Annotated in this window: 9 protein-coding genes; 1 reads left to right on the top strand and 8 read right to left on the bottom strand. The window is 49.4% G+C overall.

The features are described 5' to 3' along the window. Window positions 1-27: 27 nt before the first annotated feature. The 5 genes from WBJ53_RS06105 to WBJ53_RS06085 all read right to left on the bottom strand — a co-directional run bounded on the left by WBJ53_RS06105 (window position 28) and on the right by WBJ53_RS06085 (window position 11,134). Window positions 28-2,661, bottom strand: coding sequence for an ABC transporter permease (locus WBJ53_RS06105; protein WP_338875179.1), 2,634 nt, complete (start codon window positions 2,659-2,661; stop codon window positions 28-30). Window positions 2,662-2,727: 66 nt separating this feature from the next. After that, window positions 2,728-5,406 (bottom strand): ABC transporter permease, encoded by a 2,679-nt coding sequence (locus tag WBJ53_RS06100; protein WP_338875178.1) that lies wholly within the window; start codon window positions 5,404-5,406, stop codon window positions 2,728-2,730. 45 nt (window positions 5,407-5,451) lie between these two features. Then, window positions 5,452-8,142, bottom strand: a complete 2,691-nt coding sequence (locus WBJ53_RS06095) for an ABC transporter permease (protein WP_338875177.1) — start codon at window positions 8,140-8,142, stop codon at window positions 5,452-5,454. Between the two features lie 49 nt (window positions 8,143-8,191). Continuing rightward, entirely contained in the window at window positions 8,192-8,527 is a 336-nt protein-coding gene (locus WBJ53_RS06090; protein ID WP_338875176.1) for a helix-turn-helix transcriptional regulator, read from the bottom strand. 252 nt (window positions 8,528-8,779) lie between these two features. Continuing rightward, a complete protein-coding gene (locus WBJ53_RS06085; RefSeq protein ID WP_338875175.1) occupies window positions 8,780-11,134 on the bottom strand; it encodes an ABC transporter permease in 2,355 nt (784 codons plus the stop codon). Window positions 11,135-11,402: 268 nt separating this feature from the next. On the opposite strand from WBJ53_RS06085, the gene WBJ53_RS06080 reads away from it, so the two are divergent. Beyond that, window positions 11,403-11,876: a hypothetical protein gene (locus tag WBJ53_RS06080; RefSeq protein WP_338875174.1), complete on the top strand. Its 474-nt coding sequence runs from the start codon at window positions 11,403-11,405 to the stop codon at window positions 11,874-11,876. Window positions 11,877-11,940: 64 nt separating this feature from the next. On the opposite strand, the gene WBJ53_RS06075 is transcribed toward WBJ53_RS06080, so the two are convergent. From WBJ53_RS06075 to WBJ53_RS06065, 3 genes are all read right to left on the bottom strand, one after another. Further along, a complete protein-coding gene (locus WBJ53_RS06075) occupies window positions 11,941-14,577 on the bottom strand; it encodes a permease prefix domain 2-containing transporter (RefSeq protein WP_338875173.1) in 2,637 nt (878 codons plus the stop codon). 107 nt (window positions 14,578-14,684) lie between these two features. After that, complete coding sequence (locus WBJ53_RS06070; protein ID WP_338875172.1) at window positions 14,685-17,399, bottom strand: ABC transporter permease; 2,715 nt, start codon at window positions 17,397-17,399, stop codon at window positions 14,685-14,687. Window positions 17,400-17,406: 7 nt separating this feature from the next. Further along, a complete protein-coding gene (locus WBJ53_RS06065; protein ID WP_338875171.1) occupies window positions 17,407-20,034 on the bottom strand; it encodes an ABC transporter permease in 2,628 nt (875 codons plus the stop codon). Window positions 20,035-20,062 lie beyond the last annotated feature (28 nt).

Here is a 20,062-nt window from a genome sequence, read left to right as displayed (position 1 = left end):
ACCGTCGATGACCAATAGTCAATATCATTACTCTGACCGCAACGATTTCACTGGATTTATCAGCGCAGCTTTGATGCTCTGGAAGCTAACGGTCAACAGCGCAATCAACACTAACGATAGACCTGTTAGCACAAATACCCACCAGTGGATTTGAATTTTGAACTCGAAATTCTGCAACCACTCGCTTACTCCATACCAGGCAACAGGAGCCGCAATCAGTATAGCCACCAATACCAGTTTCAGAAAATCGCGGGAGAGCAACGCAACAATACTGCCCACCGAAGCTCCCAGTACTTTTCGGACACCAATCTCCTTCGTACGCTGCTCGGCCGTGAACGTAGCCAACCCGAAAAGCCCCAGGCAGGAAATCAGAATAGCAATCAGCGTTGAGGTATCAATTAGTTGAGCGGTGCGGGTTTCGTTTTTGTAGGCATCGGCCAGGGTTTTATCCAGAAAATCGTACGCAAAAACCTGATCAGGAAACGTTGCTTTCCAGGCTTTTTCAAGGGTAGCCAAAGCCGATTGAATCGATTCGGCCGTTGGCTTCTCGCTTTTCAGTTTGATGCCTGCCTGATAGAAATTGTTCGGTACTACCTGAATCAGCGTTGGGTCTATTTTCTGATGCAACGAGTTGACATGAAAGTCTTTAACAACGCCAATAATGGTAGCGAACTGTGGTCCATCGCCATAATAGATTTTCTGACCAATGGCGGCTCGGGGATCACTAATGCCAATTCGGCTGAGGAAAACTTCGTTGGTAAGCACCTTGAAATAGGCTGTATCACCCTCCCGAAAACCCTGCCCGGCCAGTAGTTGAATACCATAGGTATCGAGGTAATGCGAATCGCCCATTTTCATCTGAGTTTTAACTTCAATGGCCGTTGCTCCTGTCCGATACTGCATTCCCTGCATCCAGTTGCTTTCGGCCGAGGCACTGTTGAACGAAAAACTAACATCCTTGATCTGTGGCGATTCCATTAGCTGAGCCCGTAGCGATTGCAGTTTTTCGGGCTTATTGTCGGGCAGGCTAACCGTGATGATGGCATTTTTATTGAACCCCAGGTTGGCCGTCTGGAAAAAAGAGAGTTGTTGCCGAATAAGCAGAGCACTGCTAATCAGCACCATGGCAATGGTAAATTGAACAACCACTAATCCCTGTCGTAATGTAACCCTACGTTCACCCCGCGGAAGCTTATTACTTTTTAGCGCCCATATTGGTGCCATTCCCGACAGCCGGAAAGCTGGATAAGTACCAGCCAAAAGGGCAGTTACAATTGCTAAACCGCCCAAAAACAGCGCAATCGGCCAGGAGAACAAATCAGATGCTGCCAACGGTAAACCCATCATGTTGGCAACGGCAGGCAGCACCAGCCACGCCAGCAGAACCGACATCAGGGTAGCAATCCATGTAATCAGTCCAGCTTCGGTAAGGAATTGATAAATCAACGACAGTCGGTTACTACCAACCGCTTTGCGAATCCCGACTTCTTTGGCTCGTTTGAGTGCCTGCGCCGTAGTCAGATTGATAAAATTGATGCAGGCAATGAATAAAACAAACAGGCCAATCAGAGCCAGCGTATTAAGCATTTTTTTGTTGGCCTGCCGACCGCTGAAATTGAATGAATAGTGCAGTTCCGAAAGCGGGTTCAGGGCAAAATGCTGGTTCTCTACCATTTTCGGATCTTTCTGATATTTAACCTGAATGGCATGGAACCGGCGCGTTAGCTGCTCGGGTTTAAAGCCCGGTTTCAGTAACGCATATACCTGAAAATCATCACCAAAACCGCTCCATCCGTGCGAATCGAAATCAGGTTCTACGCGCTTGAGCGTCGGATACGAAATCAATATATCGAATGGAAAATTGGTGGTTTCAGGATGGTCTTTCAGTATGCCCGTTACGCGCAAATCCTCTTTGTTATCGTAGCGAATTGTTTTACCAACAACGTCCGTGGTACCGAAAAACTTTCGGGCATACGATTCGGTCAAGACCACCTGATCGGGCCGCGCAAGGGCCGTCCTGGCGTTGCCCGTAAGCCACTGGTAATCCAGCAAGTGAAATAATCCAGGATCAGTAAAAACCACACGCTCCTTAAAAAACGCACCCGATTCTGGAATTGCCAGGCCTTTCCCCCATTTATTCATAATTGGCACAACGGTTTCCAGTTCAGGCGCTTCGCTCCGCAACACCGTTGCCATCTCGGTGTAGGTGCCGGGGTGTGGATTCGGGTCGCTGTTATTTACGGTCTGGACCCGATAAACCCGATCGCCATTTTTATGATTCCGGTCGTAACTGGTCTGGTGGCGAATAACCAGAAAAACCAATAATGCACAGGCAATGCCTACAGTCAGGCCAAATCCATTAATGAGCGAGAAAACGCGGGCGTGCGCTAAGTTGCGCCAGGCGATTTTTAGATAGTTGCGAATCATAGCAGGACCTAATGAAAAAGGAGAAGGATACTCTTTAGCTGTTTTTGATTGGGCCAGGGGCCGCAAAAGTTTAAATACACTCCAACTGTATCGCCAATCGGCCTTCCGCTTGCCCACCGTCTGCACCCAATGGACGTAGAGTTCCAGCAAATCGCCCTGCACTTCTTCCGAAGTATCAGGATGACCAAAGGTCTCCAGCAGCCAGGTGGCAAAGTAGGGTGGTTTGTAGTGCATAGGGCGAAGGGCTTGGGGTATAGGGTGAACAGACGCGGATTCGTAATCGCCCCATACCCGATGCCTTTATTCAGATCGAAGAGAAGTAATCGGATTGGCCAACGCGGCTTTGATACTCTGAAAACTAACCGTTACCAGCGCAATGCCAACCGAAAGCAAACCAGCCAGCGCAAATACCCACCACTGAATGTTGATTCGGTAGGCAAAATCGGCCAGCCATCGATCCATGGCATACCAGGCAATGGGCGACGCAATCAGAATAGCGATACATACCAGTTTCAAAAAATCTTTGGAAAGTAATGCCACGACACTGGCGACCGATGCACCCAGCACTTTGCGAACACCAATTTCTTTGGTACGCTGCTGAGCCGTAAACATGGCTAAACCGAACAATCCCAGGCACGAAATTATGACGGCCAGACTGGCGAAAATGCTGAACAACTGCCCCACACGCTGCTCCGATTTATAGATGGCGTTGAAGCGTTCGTCGAGGAACGAATAAGCAAAAGGCAAATCGGTCTGGGCTTTCCAGGTCTGTTCTATTTTTTTCAGCAACTCTGGAACATCACCTGTTTGGATGCGAACAGCCATCTGATAATTATCCTGCCCATAAAACAGAATCAGAGGAGCTATTTGCTGGTGCATCGACTCAAAATGAAAATCGTTTACTACACCAATTATCTTATACTTACGCTGGCTTGTTGGACTGCCATCGCCAACGGCCCAAACGTATTGCCCTATGGCGCTCTGGTTTTTAAAACCAAATCGTTTCACAGCCGCTTCGTTCAGTAAAACCGCGGCACTGTCGGATGGAAATGCTTTCGAGAAATTTCGCCCGTAGGCCAGTTTGATACCCAGTGTGGGCAGGTAGTTTTCATCGACATAATAATTCTTTTCGCGGTAAGGACTCGATTGAGCGTCTCCATTGTCGGGCCTGAATCCATCGGTAGCACTGTTCGACGGGCCTGCGGGCAAATAACCCGCTAATGTAACGCCCTGCACCTGCGATAGCTTGCCCAGTTCGACTTTGAAAGCATCCGATTTATTGCCCAGTGTATAGGTATCGTGCACAATGAGTACCTGCGACTTATCGAAACCAACTTTTTTATGCTGGATAAAATTAAGTTGTTGGTAAACGACCAGTGTACCAATAATCATTCCGATCGATACCATAAATTGAATTGTAACCAGCGTATTGCGGAGCCATCCGCTTTTAGAACCCGCCAGTAAGCGACCTTTCAGTACACTCACTGGCCTGAAAGCCGATAGAAAAAAAGCCGGATAACTCCCTGCCAGCAATCCAATCAGTACACACCCCAGCACAACGGCAGGCCCCATCCAGCCATCAGTCAATGCCTTCAGTTCAAATTGCTGCCCCGCTAGTTGATTGAATCCGGGCAACACAACAGCGATAATTCCAATGGCCAACACCAGTGCCATAAACGTGATCAGAACCGATTCACTTAAAAACTGACCAATCAGTTGCTGCTGTATAGATCCCAGCACTTTCCGAATGCCTACTTCCTTGGCACGCCCGGCCGAACCCGCCGTACTCAGATTCATGAAATTGATACAGGCCACCAGCAGAATGAAAACCCCGATAATGGAAAAGATATAGATATATTTGATATCGCTGTTTGGTTCAATTTCCGACTCAAAATTAGAGTGAAGGTGAATATCAGTAATGGGCTGAAGCTGAAAACCAAAACTGTTTCCTTTCTTAGTGAAATCGGTTTGGCTCATACCCAAAAGTTGTTGTATTTCGGGGCCCACATACTTATTGACCATCTGCGGAATTTTTGCCTCAATAGCCTGTGCAGAGTAGCCCGGCTGGAGTACTATGTATGTCATCAGACCACTTGTCAGCCAGGTTTCGCGCAAGTGGATCGACCGCATCGACCCAAAAATATCGTAATGAAAGTGTGAATTGAGAGGCACATCCTGACACACCCCCGTTACCCGAAATTGCCCGCTGGTACCCAACATCAGCGTTTGGCCAACCGGGTCCTGATTGCCAAAGTACTTATGAGCAATGCTTTCCGTTACGACCAGCGTATTGGGTTCGGTCAGAACCGTTTTGGGGTTTCCTTTCAGGAGTGGTATCGAAAAGGTTTGGAAAAAGTTAGAATCAGCAAACACTACATGTTCTTCTTTAAAACTTTCCTGACCGTGCTTCACAACAAACGATCCTTGCTGCTCCGTGCGCGTAACAGCTTCTATACCGGCATAATCGTGGGCTAATGCCGGACCCGCCGGTACGCTCGACATAGCAGCATTCATTTCCTTACCTCCCAGTTTAGCATGGATAACCATCCGGTAGGTGCGGTCGGCTTTAGCATTGTAGCGATCATAGCTTAGCTCATGGCGAACAAACAGCACAATAAGCAAACAAGTGGCCAGCCCAACGGCCAGTCCCACGATATTAATTATCGCAAATGATTTGTGGAGAACGAGGTTCCGCCAGGCGATTTTCAGATAATTACGCAGCATAACAGGACTAAGAGAAAAAGGTGGTGTATACTGTAGAGGACGATTTTGCCGAGCCAGCGGCCTCAGTAACTTTAACACACTCCAACTATACCGCCAATCGGCCTTCCGTTTGCCCACCGTTGCAACCCAGTAAACATACAATTCCAGCAAATCGCCCTGCACCTCCTCCCCCGTGTCGGGGTGGCCGAACAACTCCAGCAGCCAGGTGGCAAAACGGGGTGGTGTGTAGTGCATAGGACTTGGGGCTTGGGGCATAGAGAAAGAAGACGCAGATTCTTACAACCCTATGCACTATGCCATTTATTCTGATCGTAACGACTTTATGGGATTAGCCAACGCGGCTTTGATGCTCTGAAAACTCACCGTCAATAAGGCAATCCCAATGGCCAGAAAAGCGGCCAGAACAAATACCCACCACGAAATATCGACGCGGTAAGCGAAGTTGTCGAGCCATTGGCTCATGGCGTACCAGGCAATGGGCGAGGCAATCAGAATGGCAATGGCCACCCAGGCAATAAATTGTCGCGACAACAGAAACAGGATTTCGGCAATACTAGCCCCTAACACTTTACGAATGCCAATTTCTTTGGTGCGTTGCTCGGTTATGAAAACGGCCAGACCAAACAAACCCAGGCAGGCAATAAAAATGGCCAGGGCCGAAAAAACCGTAGCGATGATACTCGTTTTTTGTTCTGCTTCGTAAAGTCGGGCCAGTCGCTCATCTAAAAACGAATAGTGACATTGGTCTGTTTTTTCGAATCGTTGCCAGGTTTCTTCGATGTAATTAATCGCATTTTTTGTGGCATTGGGCTGAATGCGAATGGTTAAAATACTGGCGGCTTGCCGGACAGGACTAAGGTGAAACACCAGCGGACGAACCTGGCGGTGAAGCGATTCATAATTGAAGTCGTTTATAACACCAATGATTCTATACGTTTTAGAGCCGTTTACATCGACTTCGGTAAGTTCATGATCTAACGGACTGTTCGTATTAAATGCGTGCAGGGCCGCTTCGTTGATGACCACGGCGGTGCTGTCGGCCAGCCGATCGTTGGAGAAGAAGCGTCCGGCTTTTAACGGCACCGCAAACGTTTTGACGAAATCCGCATCAACGTCCAGATACTGGCATAAAACGGGGTCGCTGCCCGACCGTTTTCCGAATAAATAACCACTTCCTGGAATGCCGTTTGCAAATAATAGGGATGTGTTGCTGACCGATAGGATGGCTGGATTTTTCAATAACTCGGCTTTAAATGGCTTGAGTTTATCGCCCAGAGCGGCTGCATTGTTGATCGAGAGTAAGTGCTCTTTGTTGAATCCAAGGTCTTTATGCTGAAGATACCCTAATTGGTTTCGGATGATGATCATACCCAGAATTAGCGTAATGGATATCGAGAACTGGGTAATCACCAACAGGCTACGTATGGAGGATTTTCTTTTTTGTACACCCGATTTTAAGACCTCGACCGGCCGAAAAGACGATAAAAAAAAGGCCGGATAACTTCCCGCCAGCAGGCCTACGATGAGTGTAAAAGCAAGTAGCGCCGGAATGGTATATGCATGAGTAAAAAGGGGTAATGTCAACTGTCGACCTATTATCTGGTTGAAGCCGGGAAGCATGAGTTGTACCAGAAACAACGCCACAAGGACCGAAAGGCCAGTCAGCAATATGGATTCGGTCGTAAACTGCCCCATTAGTTTTAAGCGACTCGAACCAATGGCTTTTCGGATGCCTACTTCTTTAGCGCGCTTCTCGGAACGGGCTGTTGATAGGTTGACGAAATTGATGACCGCAATCAGCAGAATAAATAACGCCACCACCGAGAAAATATACACGTACACACTGTCGCCAATTCTGGCGCCACCCCACTCTGTATTGGGGTCGATATTGTATTGCCGTTTTGCGTGCAGATAAATGGATAACAACGGTTGCATGCGATACTCAAATACATTGCCGTTGGCCAGAAATTGCTGCATAGAAAAGCCCAATGCTTTTTCAAGATCAGGTCCTAAACGGCCGAGAACGGCTTGTTTCATTTTGCGCTCGACCCGCGTAGGATCTACGCCCGCTTTAAGAACAATGTAAGTGGAGTAATTCCCTTGCAGCCAGTTTTGTTGATTAACCTCGGGATAGGTCGACATCGACAAAAGAAAGTCACAATGGAAATGAGACTTATCGGGAAAGTCGTTCATGACGCCCGTAATCTGATACAAGTTTGTTCCGTCGACCAGCAACGATTTCCCCGTCGGGTTTTCCTGCCCGAAATATTTTCTGGCCATGGTTTCGGTCAGAACAATGCTGTTTGGATTCTTGAGGGCAATCGACGGATCGCCGTGAATGAAGGGAAGCGTAAAGACATCGAAATAGGTGGAGTCGGCCGTGTAGATTCTGTTTTCCCTAAAAATCTTGTCTTTATACCGCAACTCGTGTCCGCCAAAGTAACCGATACGTGTTTGAGTAAGCACCTCAGGGAGCATCTGCACGAGTGTAGGGCCAGCCGGAGGTGCCGTCTTGGCATTGTTTGCTTCTTCGTTGTTAATCGAACTGTGAACGTAAAGCCGATAGGTCTGGCTGGCTTTTTTATTAAATGCGTCGAAGTTTAGCTCATCGAGAATGAATAGGAACAAAACGATAGAACAGGCAATCCCCAACGCAAGTCCGGTGATATTTATGACTGAAAACCCCTTGTTATTGAGTAAATTACGATAGGCGATTTTAAAATAATTCAGTAGCATAGCAGGGCCTAGTGAAAAAGGTGGTGTATACTGTTCTTTTTTTGATGATCCAGCCAACGGCCTCAGTAGCTTTAATACACTCCAACTATACCGCCAATCGGCCTTCCGTTTGCCCACCGTTGCAACCCAGTAAACATACAATTCCAGCAAATCGCCCTGCACCTCCTCCCCCGTGTCGGGGTGGCCGAACAACTCCAGCAGCCAGGTGGCAAAACGGGGTGGTGTGTAGTGCATAGGACTTGGGGCTTGGGGCATAGAGAAAGAAGACGCAGATTCTTACAACCCTATGCACTATGCCATTTATTCAGACCATCAATTGCAATGTCTCTGGTGGAAGGGCATTCCACAATTGTTCACGCGTTTGCTTCACCTCAGCCAATGCTTTCCGACCAGCCGCCGTGATCGTAAAAAAACGTTTCCGTCGGCCGCCACGCTCGGCTGTGGCTCCGCCCATGTGCGATGCCAGAAAGCCTTTCTCTTCCAGCCGTTGCAGTGTCGTATGAACGGTGCTAAAACCCACAGCACGTCCGGTTTTCTGCTCAATTTCCTGCGTGACCGTAACGCCATAGGCGCCCTCGTCCAGAATGGCAACCGTTAGCAGTACAACTTCTTCAAACTCCCCAAGAAAGGTTCGTTTCATGGCCTGGTTATTTTATACGATAATGTCGATCAAATGCGGTGCCAACTACCCAATAATACCTAAACAGCCCCAAAAAGCCTTTTTTTGATTATCGCTTACGCTATGAATGTCCGTTTCTGGACATACCTCCGTCCGATAGTGAACGATACACATCTGCGACGCTACGCAACCGTATGAGCGTCGCAGACGCGTACCTCCAGCATCCGCGATACAATCACGAACAAGCAATAGCCCTAAGTCCGTCGCTCCAGCCTATTCTGATCGAAGCGATTTTACCGGATTCATCAATGCAGCTCTAATACTTTGATAGCTAACTGTTAGTTGTGCAATTGCAATGGCCAATATACCTGCCAGCAAAAACACCCACCATTCAACCCCGATCCTGTAGACATAGTTGTCGAGCCATTGGTTCATGACATACCAGGCAATGGGCGACGCAATGAAAATAGAAATCAGCACCAGTTTCAGGAAATCGCGCGAGAGCAGCAGCACAATACTGGGCACTGATGCGCCTAGTACTTTCCGAACGCCAATTTCTTTCGTCCGCTGCTCGGCCGTAAACATTGCCAGACCAAACAGCCCCAGGCAGGCAATGAAAATGGCAATGATGGCAAAGTAATTCGCCAGTTTACCTACCAGCGTTTCACTTTTGTACTGCTCCCGGAAGCTCTCATCGGCAAAACGATAGGCAAACGGATAGGCGGGATTAAACTGTTTCGCCAACCGCTCCATACTTTTCAATGCCTGCTCAGTTTGCCCCGGATACGTGCGAACCAACAGCGTATAGTTTGTTGAATCGAGCCGAAGAATCAGCGGTTCGATGGCCACCCGAAGCGAGTTGACATGGAAGTTTTTCATCAGACCGATAATCTTGCCAGATCTGCCCCAGAATTTCAAATCCTGTCCAACCGGGTCTTTCATACCCATTCGGCGGGCGGCTTCTTCGTTGACCAGGTAGTTGGTGCTGTCGGTTACGAAACCTTTCGAAAACTCGCGACCGCCCAGTAGTTTGATTTTCATCGTTTTGACGAAATCGTAGCTGACGCCCATATTTGTGAACAGGGTTTTATCTCCCTCCGGTTTGCCTTTCCATTCGACCCCGATTGTTGAACTACCGATAGCCATCGGATCATTGCCCGCCGACGATACATTCTGAATACCGGGGGCCCGCAGCAACTCTTCCCGGAACGAGTCGAACCGCTTGGACAAATCGCCTTCCAGGCTCATATAGATCACATTTTCGCGGTCAAGTCCCAGATTTTTGGTACGGATATAATCGACCTGTCGCCCGGCAATAAGCGTTCCGATAATCAGCAGCAGCGACAAAGCAAACTGAAATACCACGAGTCCCTGCCGCAGGAAAACGGCACCGGCCTTAAACCGCAATGTTCCTTTCAGGACCTTAATCGGTTGGAGCGACGACAGAAATAAAGCCGGATAACTGCCCGCTACAATGCCCGTTATCAGAGCCAGACTCAGCAAGGTTAACCAGTAGAACGGACTGCTGTATTGAATGGAAATGTGTTTTTCGGTAAGTGTATTGAACGGAGACAAAAGCAGTTGCGTCAGAACAATCGCAATCAATAGCGACATCAACGCCATCAGCATCGCTTCGCCCACAAACTGCCCGATCAGGTAACTACGTTCGGCACCTACCACTTTCCGAATACCTACTTCTTTAGCCCGTTTTGCCGATCGGGCCGTGGCCAGATTCATGAAGTTGATACAGGCAATAATCAGCAGAAAAACCGCCACAACCGTGAACAGGTGAACGTATTCAATGCGGCCACCATCGGGCTTTCCATTAGTGAATTTCGACTGGAGGTAGGCAGCCTCATACGGAAACAGAAACGTGGTGATGGTGGTCACGTTTTTGTCGTGCTTCTTAACGAAGTTCAGAATTTTCTTATTGACGGCATCCCTATCTGCATTGGCATGCAGGAGCGCAAACGTTCGAATCCCATTGTTATCCCATTTGGTGAGCCACTCATTCTGTTTCTCGTATGGCTCTTCGGGCAATACAAAATCGAACTTCAGCGACGATGTGGCCGGAATATCCTGCACAACACCCGTTATTTGATAATCGTCTTTATTATCGACGCGAATCGTTTGGCCTACTACGTTGGTTCGGCCGAAGAGTTTCATGGCTACTTTTTCGGAAATAACAATGGACGAAGGTCCCGCAATGGCCGTTTTTGGATTACCCTGAACCAACGGAAACGAAAAAATCTGAAACAGATCACGACTCGCATAGCGACCTTTTTCTTTATAGGCTTTTTCGCCAACAGTTAGCAAATGCTCTTCTTCCCAGGTTATCTTAACGCTTTTTTCAATTTCTGGTATTTCGGCTGTTAAGGCTGCTGCCAACGGACCTGGCGTAGCGGGTGTTGTACTAATATCGTTGCCTGTCCACTGCTGGTTTTCAAGTACCTGATAAATCCGGGGGCCATTAGCATGAAACTGATCGATGCTACGCTCGTTCTGCACCCATAAGAGAATCAGCAAACTACCGGTCATGCCTAATGCCAGCCCCAGCACATTGATAAAAGAAAATGTTTTGTTCCTGATGATGTTGCGCCAGGCAATTTTGAAATAGTTTCGGAGCATGACCGTTCGAGTAGTGTGAGTGGTGGCAAAATGCGGAGCACGGGCAGATAGCCGGGGAACAGTTTAACCCCTGGCTACCACACACCGCGCTCCCCATTTTCAGCCTGATGTACTAAAGATGACTTTGAGGTGGAGTTCGTTGCAGGCTCGCTCAAAAAAATTCACCTTGTCTCTTCCCAACCCATCAAACATTGCTATATAACAGTGAACCAACGCCCTGCATGACAACATAAAACGCTATATTCCCGGCATTTATCACAGACCATTCATGCAAACCATCGACAACCGTATTCGGGCTGGATTAATGCTTTTCTGGGCACTTTATTTTTCCATTGTGTGGCTGAGTAATACGGCCGATGCACTCAAAGCGCTGTCGCTGCTTCCGGCCAACTGGCCGTTTGCGTCAGGGAATTATACGCTTATTGTCCGGGTGGTGGCTATTTATCAATCACCAGTCTGGTTATCGATTCTGTTTTTTGCCGGGGTTATACTCTGGGAGGGCATTGGTGCATTCCTTTTCTGGAAAGCATTCGCAGCCGTTTTCCGCCAAAACCCTACGCAAAAGATCAGTATTCATCAGGCATTCGGTTTTACAATTGGTTTATGGGCTGCCTTCATCCTGGCCGATGAAATTTTTCTGGCGTATATGTTAGGTGGTATATCAGCCACTCATTATAACCTACTGCTTGCCGAACTGGCCTCGTTCATTCTGATCAGGCAGGGTGGCTTCGCGCAGGGATAGCCGGGCATAGCAGGCGTTGTTCCCCGCGCCCCTGCCATCCCCGCTACACCCTGCCATCCATGCATTATTCAGACCGCAAACTTTTTACCGGATTAGTAAGGGCGGCTTTTATGCTCTGGAAACTGATTGTGAGCAGGGCAATACTAACGGCCAGCCCACCGGCCAGGGCGAAGACCCACCAGGCAATGTCGATCTTATAGGCAAAGCTCTGTAGCCATTTGTTCATGGCCCACCACGCTATCGGTGAGGCAATTAAAATAGCCAGCAGCACGAGTTTAAGAAAATCTTTGGAGAGCAGCAGCACAATACCGCCTACCGATGCGCCCAGCACTTTCCGAACGCCAATTTCTTTCGTGCGTACTTCTACCGAAAAGGTCATCAACCCTAAAAGCCCCAGACAGGCCACCAGCAACGTCAGCGCTGTAAACCCGTTGAATAGTCGCATCAGCCGTTCTTCTTTCGCATAGAGCTTATTGTAGGCATCATCCAGAAAATAGTAGTCGAAGGGCACCGTTGGACGGGCCTGATCGTAGATTTTTTTGAGTTGGTCAAGCGCATCAGGCACATTGGTATGCGGATTCAGCCGAACCAGTAAGTAGCCGCCATTGGCCAGAATCGACCGGTTGGTATCACTCACAACGGTGAGCATCATAGGGGTAGGTAATCCACGAAGGCTCTTTACATGAAAATCAGCCACAACACCATCGGTAGTTTGACCTTTAAAAGGAGCAGCCTGCTGGAGTGGGTTTCCTTTTATATCCGCTTCGTTAAGTACGGTCTGGTTATAAATAGTTAGCTCACGGGTTACAATTCCTTTTTCCCAACCTAGCGGACTGTATTTCCACTGAATGCCCATCATGTCGAAAAAGCGTTTGTCGACAGTCAGTGCATATACCATGAGTTGTCTCTTTGTTTTCTCCGTATTCTGAAAATAGATCATGATGTTGTCCGTGAATAGCTTGGCATTAGTTGTAGCCACATTTTCCTCACCCGCCCATTGCCGAACAGCGTTGCGCAAGCCCGTAAATTGAGGGATCATTTCGTTGTCGATCTGAAGCGCGACCACCTGAGATCGGTTCAGTCCAAGATTTTTAGTACGCAGAAACCGCATCTGTGTGTAAAGCACCAGGCTGCAAATCAATAGTCCGATGGAGGCCGTAAACTGAACGGTTGTGAAAACCCGCCGAATGCCGACCCCGCTCTGTCGCCAGTTGGTTGATCCTTTCAGTACGAGTGCTGGCCGAAAACCAGATAGCAACAGCGCCGGATAGCCACCCGCCAGCAGCGAGCAAATCAGCCAAAGGCCAAGCATCAGTCTCCAATACGGTCCCTGCGCCAGCACCCGGTTATCCATCTGCAAATCCAGCGCATGGTTGGCCCACGGGAACAACGCCTGAAGCAGAGCCAGCGACAACGCAAAGGCCAGTGTAGTGGTCAGGAATGATTCCAGAAAGAATTGCCCGATCAACTCACTGCGCTGCCCGCCAATGGCTTTACGAATACCGACTTCGCGTGACCGTTTGGTTGCCCGGGCGGTGGTCAGGCTGATGTAGTTGATGATGGCCAGCGTCAGAATAACCAGCGCCACCGTCAGCAGAATATACAGCGACTGTCGGGAGTCGCCCGGCGCTCCGCGAGCGTCCAGGTGTAGCGTAGGTAAGGCTTCAAGATAATAGCGGGCCGACATATCGATGAATTTGATGCCTGCTTTTACCGTCACGAGTTTCTTTTCGATGTCACTGACTCGGGCATCGGGCCGTAAGACCAGATAAGTACTCAAAAAGCCAGCATTTTCATAAATGTGGCGTTGACGATCACCCAGCGTAGGCATCGACGACAGCGAAACCAGCCCGTTGAACTGAATGACTGAGTTGGTCGGTAAATCGTCCAGCACCCCTGATACTGTAAGTGGGAAATGTTTATCGAAAGTCAGCGATTTACCGACTGGATTCCGGTCTCCGAAATACTTCTCGGCCAGTTGACGGGTCAGTATGATCCTACCGGGTTCGCTCAACGCTGTTTTAGGATTACCATACAAAAATTCAAGGCCCATGACTGGTATAATCGACGCGTCGGCATACCCAACATTGGTTTCTTTAAACCGGTGATTTTGATCCGATTGCAGAACAACGTCGCCAAAGCCATTGGAAAACCGAACCACTTCGTCTACTTCAGGAATCTGGCGTTTAACCTCGCTGCCAAACGACTGATGCAATTGGGGAAAGGAGACTTCGTTTTCCCCGTATTTTGATGCCGACACAATCCGGTACGTTCGGTTGGCGAAGGGTTCGAAGCGGTCGTAGTGGAACTCGTGCCAGACGTAGAGCGCAATAAACGTACTGACCGCCAGCCCAACGGTTAGCCCTACAATGTTGAGGCCGCTAAACAGCGGATTTTTCCACAACTGGCGGAGTGCGATGGAGAAATAGTTTCGTAGCATAATCGGATTGGGGAAAAAAGTCATTGAATGATCGGCAAAACGCGGGAAGCCCTGAGTACCGTTTACCGGCTTGCGCTTCACTGCGAATGGTTTCAGGAAACCAATTACATCGCGCCAGTACTGCCAGCATGCCCGTCGCTCACCCACCCGGCTGACCTGCCAGTGGTATTCCTCGTGCAGATCCCCCAACACTTCCTCCAGCCGGTCATCAGACAGGAAAAATCGGAGTAGTTTATCAGCGAGTTTAGGTGGTTGTTTCATGGTTATTTATGTAGAGACCGCACCGGCGGACCGGCCCCCCTTGGCGTCTCCTGACCGGCTGGTTTTGGGCTAATGCTAACCAATTGCTGACGCACAGGATTGCGTCTCTACTCAGACCGCAAACTCTTCACGGGGTTCATCAGGGCAGCTTTAATACTTTGGAAACTGACCGTTAGCAACGCAATAACCAGGGCCAGTATACCGGCTATGGCGAAAACCCACCATTGAACGTTGATGCGGTAGGCGAAATCTTCCAGCCATAGACTCATGGTATACCAGGCAATGGGTGTAGCAAGCAGGATGGCGAAAAACACCAGTTTTACAAAGTCTCTGGCTAACAATTGAATAATCCCCGAAACGCTGGCCCCCAGTACTTTCCGAACGCCAATTTCGCGCGTACGCACCTGCGCTGTATAGGTAGCCAGTCCAAACAGACCCAGGCAGGAGATCAGGATGGCGATACCCGCAAACATATTGAACAGCATCCCCGTTTTTTGCTCCGACTGGTAAAGCCGGTTGAATACATCGTCCAGAAAAGCGTAGTCGAATGGATAGTCGGGGTTGTATTGCTTCCAGGCTTTTTGGGCCGAAGCAATAACATTCTCAGCATCTCTTCCGGTGGTTTTGATGTACATCGCGTTCAGATTGTCCGGTTCGTAATAGAAGATGGCGGGCTCGATTTTCTGCCGCATCGACGCAAAATGGAAGTCTTTCACCACGCCAACGATGGTGCCTTTGTGGTTCCAAAGCCGGAACTTTTTGCCAATCGGATTTTTCAGCCGCGCCGTTTTGACGGCCGTTTCGTTCAGAATAAAATGGGTTGAATCGGCTACCGCGCCGGTAAAATTGGCTCCTTCAATCAGCTTCATCTTGAAGAACGGGATAAAGTCTTTATCGATGGCCATCGGGCGCATAAACATCGTTTCGCCCTGCTCTTTCCCATCCCATTCGTTATCGCCCGTTTGCGAATTGAGCCGAACAATATTTGAGCTGGAACGTGTAATGCTGGCTACACCGGGTTGATGCAGCAATTCAGCTTTAACAGCATCGTAGTGCTGCCCCATATCGCGCATGAAGAAAGCAAACACGTGCGTTTTGTCGTAGCCTAATTCCTTTGAGCGAATGTAGTTCAACTGATTGCGGATGATCAGGGTGCTGGCGATCAAAATAACCGTTACGGCAAACTGCGCCACCACCAGCACTTTTCGGAAAGTGGCTTCACTGAACCGGGCCGACACGCGACCTTTCAACGCTTTGAGCGGCTCGAAGGACGAAAGCAACAGCGCCGGATAAATGCTCGACGCGATGAGAGTGCCGACGATGGTTAAGCCCATCACCTGCCAGATTTGATAATCCGAAAAATCGAGCGTCAGTTCTTTTTCGGTCAGTTGATTGTAAGCCGGTAAGAGCAGATAAATCAACCCGAGGGCGGCTACGGCAGCCATCGTAAATAGAAGCGCCGTTTCGATCACAAACTGCAGGAACAACTGACCTTTTGCCGCGCCCACAATCTTCCGCATACTAACCTCCTTCGCCCGCAGCATCGACCGGGCCGTTGACAGATTTACGTAATTGATACAGGCAATCACCAGAATGAGCAGCGCTATCACCGAAAACATCCGCACCGTTTCGATACCGCCCTGGCTGCCATCGGCTCGGTATAGATGCATATCGGCAAGGGGCTGCAGCAGGTACGTCAGGTCGGTATCGTCGGGTTTATTACGGAGGTGGATGTTGCGCAGTTTATCCGTCAGTTTATCGAGATCGGTGCCGGACTGAAGCAGCAGATACGTTTCGTAATCGAACTGCGAAAAGTCGTTGTCTTTGTTTCTGCCGTCGGTTCGGGTCCGGTACATCTCGTCGAAGAGCAGCGAAATGGGTAATACCATATCGCCCTGAATACTCGAATTCTTCGGGAAATCCCGGATAACACCGCTGACGCGAAACGATGTATTGTTGTTGCTGGCCAGGATTTTACCAATCGGGTTTGTGTCGCCGAAATAGCGTTTGGCCGTCTTTTCGGTCAGCACAATGGAGTGATTGTCGGGAAACGGATTGGCCGAATTGCCCTGAATAAGCGGGAAATCGAATACCGAAAACAGGCTGGGGTCGGCGAAGTGCGTACCGGTTTCGTTGACGGTTTTGTCCTGGTATTTAAACAGCGTATAAATCCCGTTGTACGAAATCCGAACCCCGTCCTTGATTTCGGGTAGTTCTTTTTTCCCCAATACGGCAATCGGCGCTACGGTAGAGGTCCAGATTTGCCGACTGTCGCCGGTACCCGCCCAGTTTTCGAGCCGATAAATGGTAGTCGACTGATGGTTAAAGCGGTCGAAGCTCAGCTCATCCTGCACCCAAAGCAGAATCAGGATACCCACGGCCAAACCGGCGGTCAGCCCCGTCATGTTGATGAGCGAATAAAAGCGGTTCTTGACCAGATTGCGCCAGGCTGTTCGGAAATAGTTGCGAAACATAGCAGGACTGAAATAAGAAGTTGTTGAATACGGATCGAATCGTTGATGACTATTTTGACGAATTGGTTCAGTGGACTCCACCGCTTTTCGTTTGACGGCAAACGGCCATCCAGCCCGGGGCAGTAAGAATCCAATTACATCGCGCCAGTAGCGCCAGCGTGCCCGTCGCTCGCCCACACGACTCACCTGCCAGCGATATTCTTCGTGCAGATCACCCAGCACCTCCTCCAGCCGATCATCGGGCAGGAAGAAGCGAAGCAGTCGGTCAGCGAGTTGGGGTGGGCTGTAGCGCATGGGGTTGCGGGGTGTTGCATGGGTTGCGGGAATTGTTGGGATTTGCCGTGCCATCCCTGCATTATTCAGACCGAAGTGATTTGACGGGGTTGATCAAGGCTGCTTTGATACTTTGGAAACTGACGGTTAACAGGGCAATGACGACCGACAGCACCCCGCCCACTACAAACATCCACCACTCAATATTGATTTTGTAGGCAAAGCCCTGTAGCCACTGATTCATAGCCCACCACGCAACCGGCGACGCCAGCATAATGGCAATCAATACCAGCTTCAGAAAATCTTTCGAAAGCAGACCGATGATGTTGCCTACCGAAGCGCCCAACACTTTGCGAACGCCAATCTCTTTTACCCGCTGTTCGGCTGTAAACGTTGCCAGACCGAACAACCCCAGGCAGGAGATGAAAATAGCCAGAAACGCGAAGTAGCTGGCGAGCTTACTCACCACCTGCTCGCTTTGATACTGACGGGCATACGCCTGATCGGTGAAGTTGTACGTAAACGGAAAGGTAGGATTCAGTTTTTTGCAAATCGTCTCGATCTGGGCCAGTGCTTCTTTCGTTTTACCGGCTTTAATCCGCACAATGGCATTCACATTGCCTGCCAGACGTTGGGTACGGAGATACCCAATAAGCGGCCGAATGGCCGAATGCAGCGATTGAAAATGGAAGTCTTTCAACACCCCAATAATGGTCCCTTTCTGCTTGCCCCAGGTGATGGTTTTGCCGATTGGCTGGTTAAAACCAATGACTTTCAGGGCTGCTTCGTTGATCAGAAAACCACTGGAATCGGTCGGGAAGTCTTTCGAAAAATCGCGGCCTTCGCGCAGCTTAATCTGCATGGCTTTGGCAAAGTCATAACCAACACCCACCGGCGTAAACCGAACTTTTTCGTTCGGGTCGCTGCCGGGCCAGCTAATGCCTTCGGTGCCGGAACCATTGGAAGCTGGGTCGGCCGTCAGATACGATACGTCCGCAACACCCGGCAGTTGGCTTAGTTCCGTTTTTAGCACATCGTATTGATTGCCCAGATTACCTTCCAGCGGGAAATAAATCAGGTTTTCGCGGTTATAACCCAGATTTTTAGTCTGTACGTAATCGACCTGTCGGTAAATGATAATCATACCGACGATCAGAATCATGGAGAGAGCAAACTGAAAGACTACCAATCCCTGCCGGAGCCAGATCGATGTTGAGTCGAACTTCATGATGCCTTTCAGTACCCGTATTGGACTGAGCGACGACAGGAAAAAAGCTGGATAACTCCCCGAAACGAAACCAGTAACCAACGTCAACCCAACTAATCCCCCCCAAAACGAAGGTTCCAGAAGGGGTAAAGTGATCTGTTTACCAGTGAGGGTATTAAAAGCGGGCACTACCAAACCCACTAGCAACACGGCCAGACTAACCGAGAAAACGGTCAGCAACATGGCCTCGCCCAGAAACTGCCCGATCAGCAGCGACCGCCTGGCACCCACTACTTTTCTGACACCTACTTCTTTGGCGCGTTTGCCTGACCGCGCCGTGGCCAGATTCATGAAATTGACACAGGCAATCAGCAGGATAAACACCGCCACTATCGTAAACAGCCGTACATATTCGATACGTCCCCCATCAATTTGAGCATCTTTAAAATTGCTGTTCAGGTAATATTCATGAAACGGCTGCATGGCCAGTTCCGTGTGGGCCGGTTTACCTTCGTCGCGGTTGAATTTGTCGAGCATATGCTGCATTTTCGCTGCCACCTTTGCTGGATTAGCATCGGGGCGGAGCATGAAAAACGTGAGTGGGTCGGTGCTCCCCCACTCTTTAGCCCAGTCGTTCCCATCGTCCACATAAGCATCCCAGTTGCGAAGGCAATCGAATTGTAGCGTACTGTTTTTCGGAAGGTTCTCAAATACCGCCGAAACCAGCATATCCTTCCGGTTGTCGAACCGAATGGTTTTACCAATAGCAGCTTCCGGGCTACCGAAAAAGCGGTTAGCCATGTCGTGCGAGATAGCCAGGTTGTTCGGGTCTTTCAATGCGGCTTCAGATGTGCCCTGAAGCAGTTTGAAACTAAACATCTTGAAAAAATCAGCCCCAACGGCATTGAGCGATTGCTTCTGGACTTTATTTCCAACCGAAAACGTTTGCGGCCCCGGCCATTCATACGCCGTTGCATATTCGATTTCGGGGATTTCTTTTTTCAATGTGGCTGCCAGCGGGCCCGGTGTCCAGATGACGCCCTGCATCTTTCCGCTGAAATATTCCCGCATGTAAATCCGGTATAACTGGTCTTTGTGCGCATGAAACGCATCGACGCTCCGCTCGTCCTGCACCCAGAGCAGAATAAGCAGACTACACGCCATGCCCAACGCCAGACCAAGGGTGTTGATGACGGAAAAGGTCTTGTTCTTGGCCAGATTCCGAAAGGCGATTTTTACATAATTCCGTAGCATAGTGGGTTGCATTAGATAGGTTGTTGAATAATCATCGAAATGATTGTTTGCTTGCTTACGCTTTATCGCAAATGGTTTCAGAAAACCCAGCACATCGCGCCAGTAGCGCCAGCGTGCCCGTCGCTCACCCACGCGAACGACCTGCCAGCGAAATTCTTCGTGCAGATCACCCAACACTTCTTCCAGCCGATCATCGGGCAGGAAAAAGCGGAGGAGTTTGTCAGCGAAGCGGGGTGGGCTGTAGCGCATGGAGAAAAGGGTTTAGGGCATGGGGTTA

Source organism: Spirosoma sp. SC4-14 (assembly GCF_037201965.1).
Taxonomy (GTDB): domain Bacteria; phylum Bacteroidota; class Bacteroidia; order Cytophagales; family Spirosomataceae; genus Spirosoma.
This window is presented reverse-complemented; position numbering and strand designations above follow the sequence as displayed.

Excerpts from the sequence above, each read along its gene's own strand:
- WBJ53_RS06105 (WP_338875179.1), bottom strand. The coding sequence starts at position 2,661 with ATGCACTACAAACCACCCTACTTTGCCACCTGGCTGCTGGAGACCTTT.
- WBJ53_RS06100 (WP_338875178.1), bottom strand. The coding sequence starts at position 5,406 with ATGCCCCAAGCCCCAAGTCCTATGCACTACACACCACCCCGTTTTGCC.
- WBJ53_RS06095 (WP_338875177.1), bottom strand. The coding sequence starts at position 8,142 with ATGCCCCAAGCCCCAAGTCCTATGCACTACACACCACCCCGTTTTGCC.
- WBJ53_RS06090 (WP_338875176.1), bottom strand. The coding sequence starts at position 8,527 with ATGAAACGAACCTTTCTTGGGGAGTTTGAAGAAGTTGTACTGCTAACG.
- WBJ53_RS06085 (WP_338875175.1), bottom strand. The coding sequence starts at position 11,134 with ATGCTCCGAAACTATTTCAAAATTGCCTGGCGCAACATCATCAGGAAC.
- WBJ53_RS06080 (WP_338875174.1), top strand. The coding sequence starts at position 11,403 with ATGCAAACCATCGACAACCGTATTCGGGCTGGATTAATGCTTTTCTGG.
- WBJ53_RS06075 (WP_338875173.1), bottom strand. The coding sequence starts at position 14,577 with ATGAAACAACCACCTAAACTCGCTGATAAACTACTCCGATTTTTCCTG.
- WBJ53_RS06070 (WP_338875172.1), bottom strand. The coding sequence starts at position 17,399 with ATGGCACGGCAAATCCCAACAATTCCCGCAACCCATGCAACACCCCGC.
- WBJ53_RS06065 (WP_338875171.1), bottom strand. The coding sequence starts at position 20,034 with ATGCGCTACAGCCCACCCCGCTTCGCTGACAAACTCCTCCGCTTTTTC.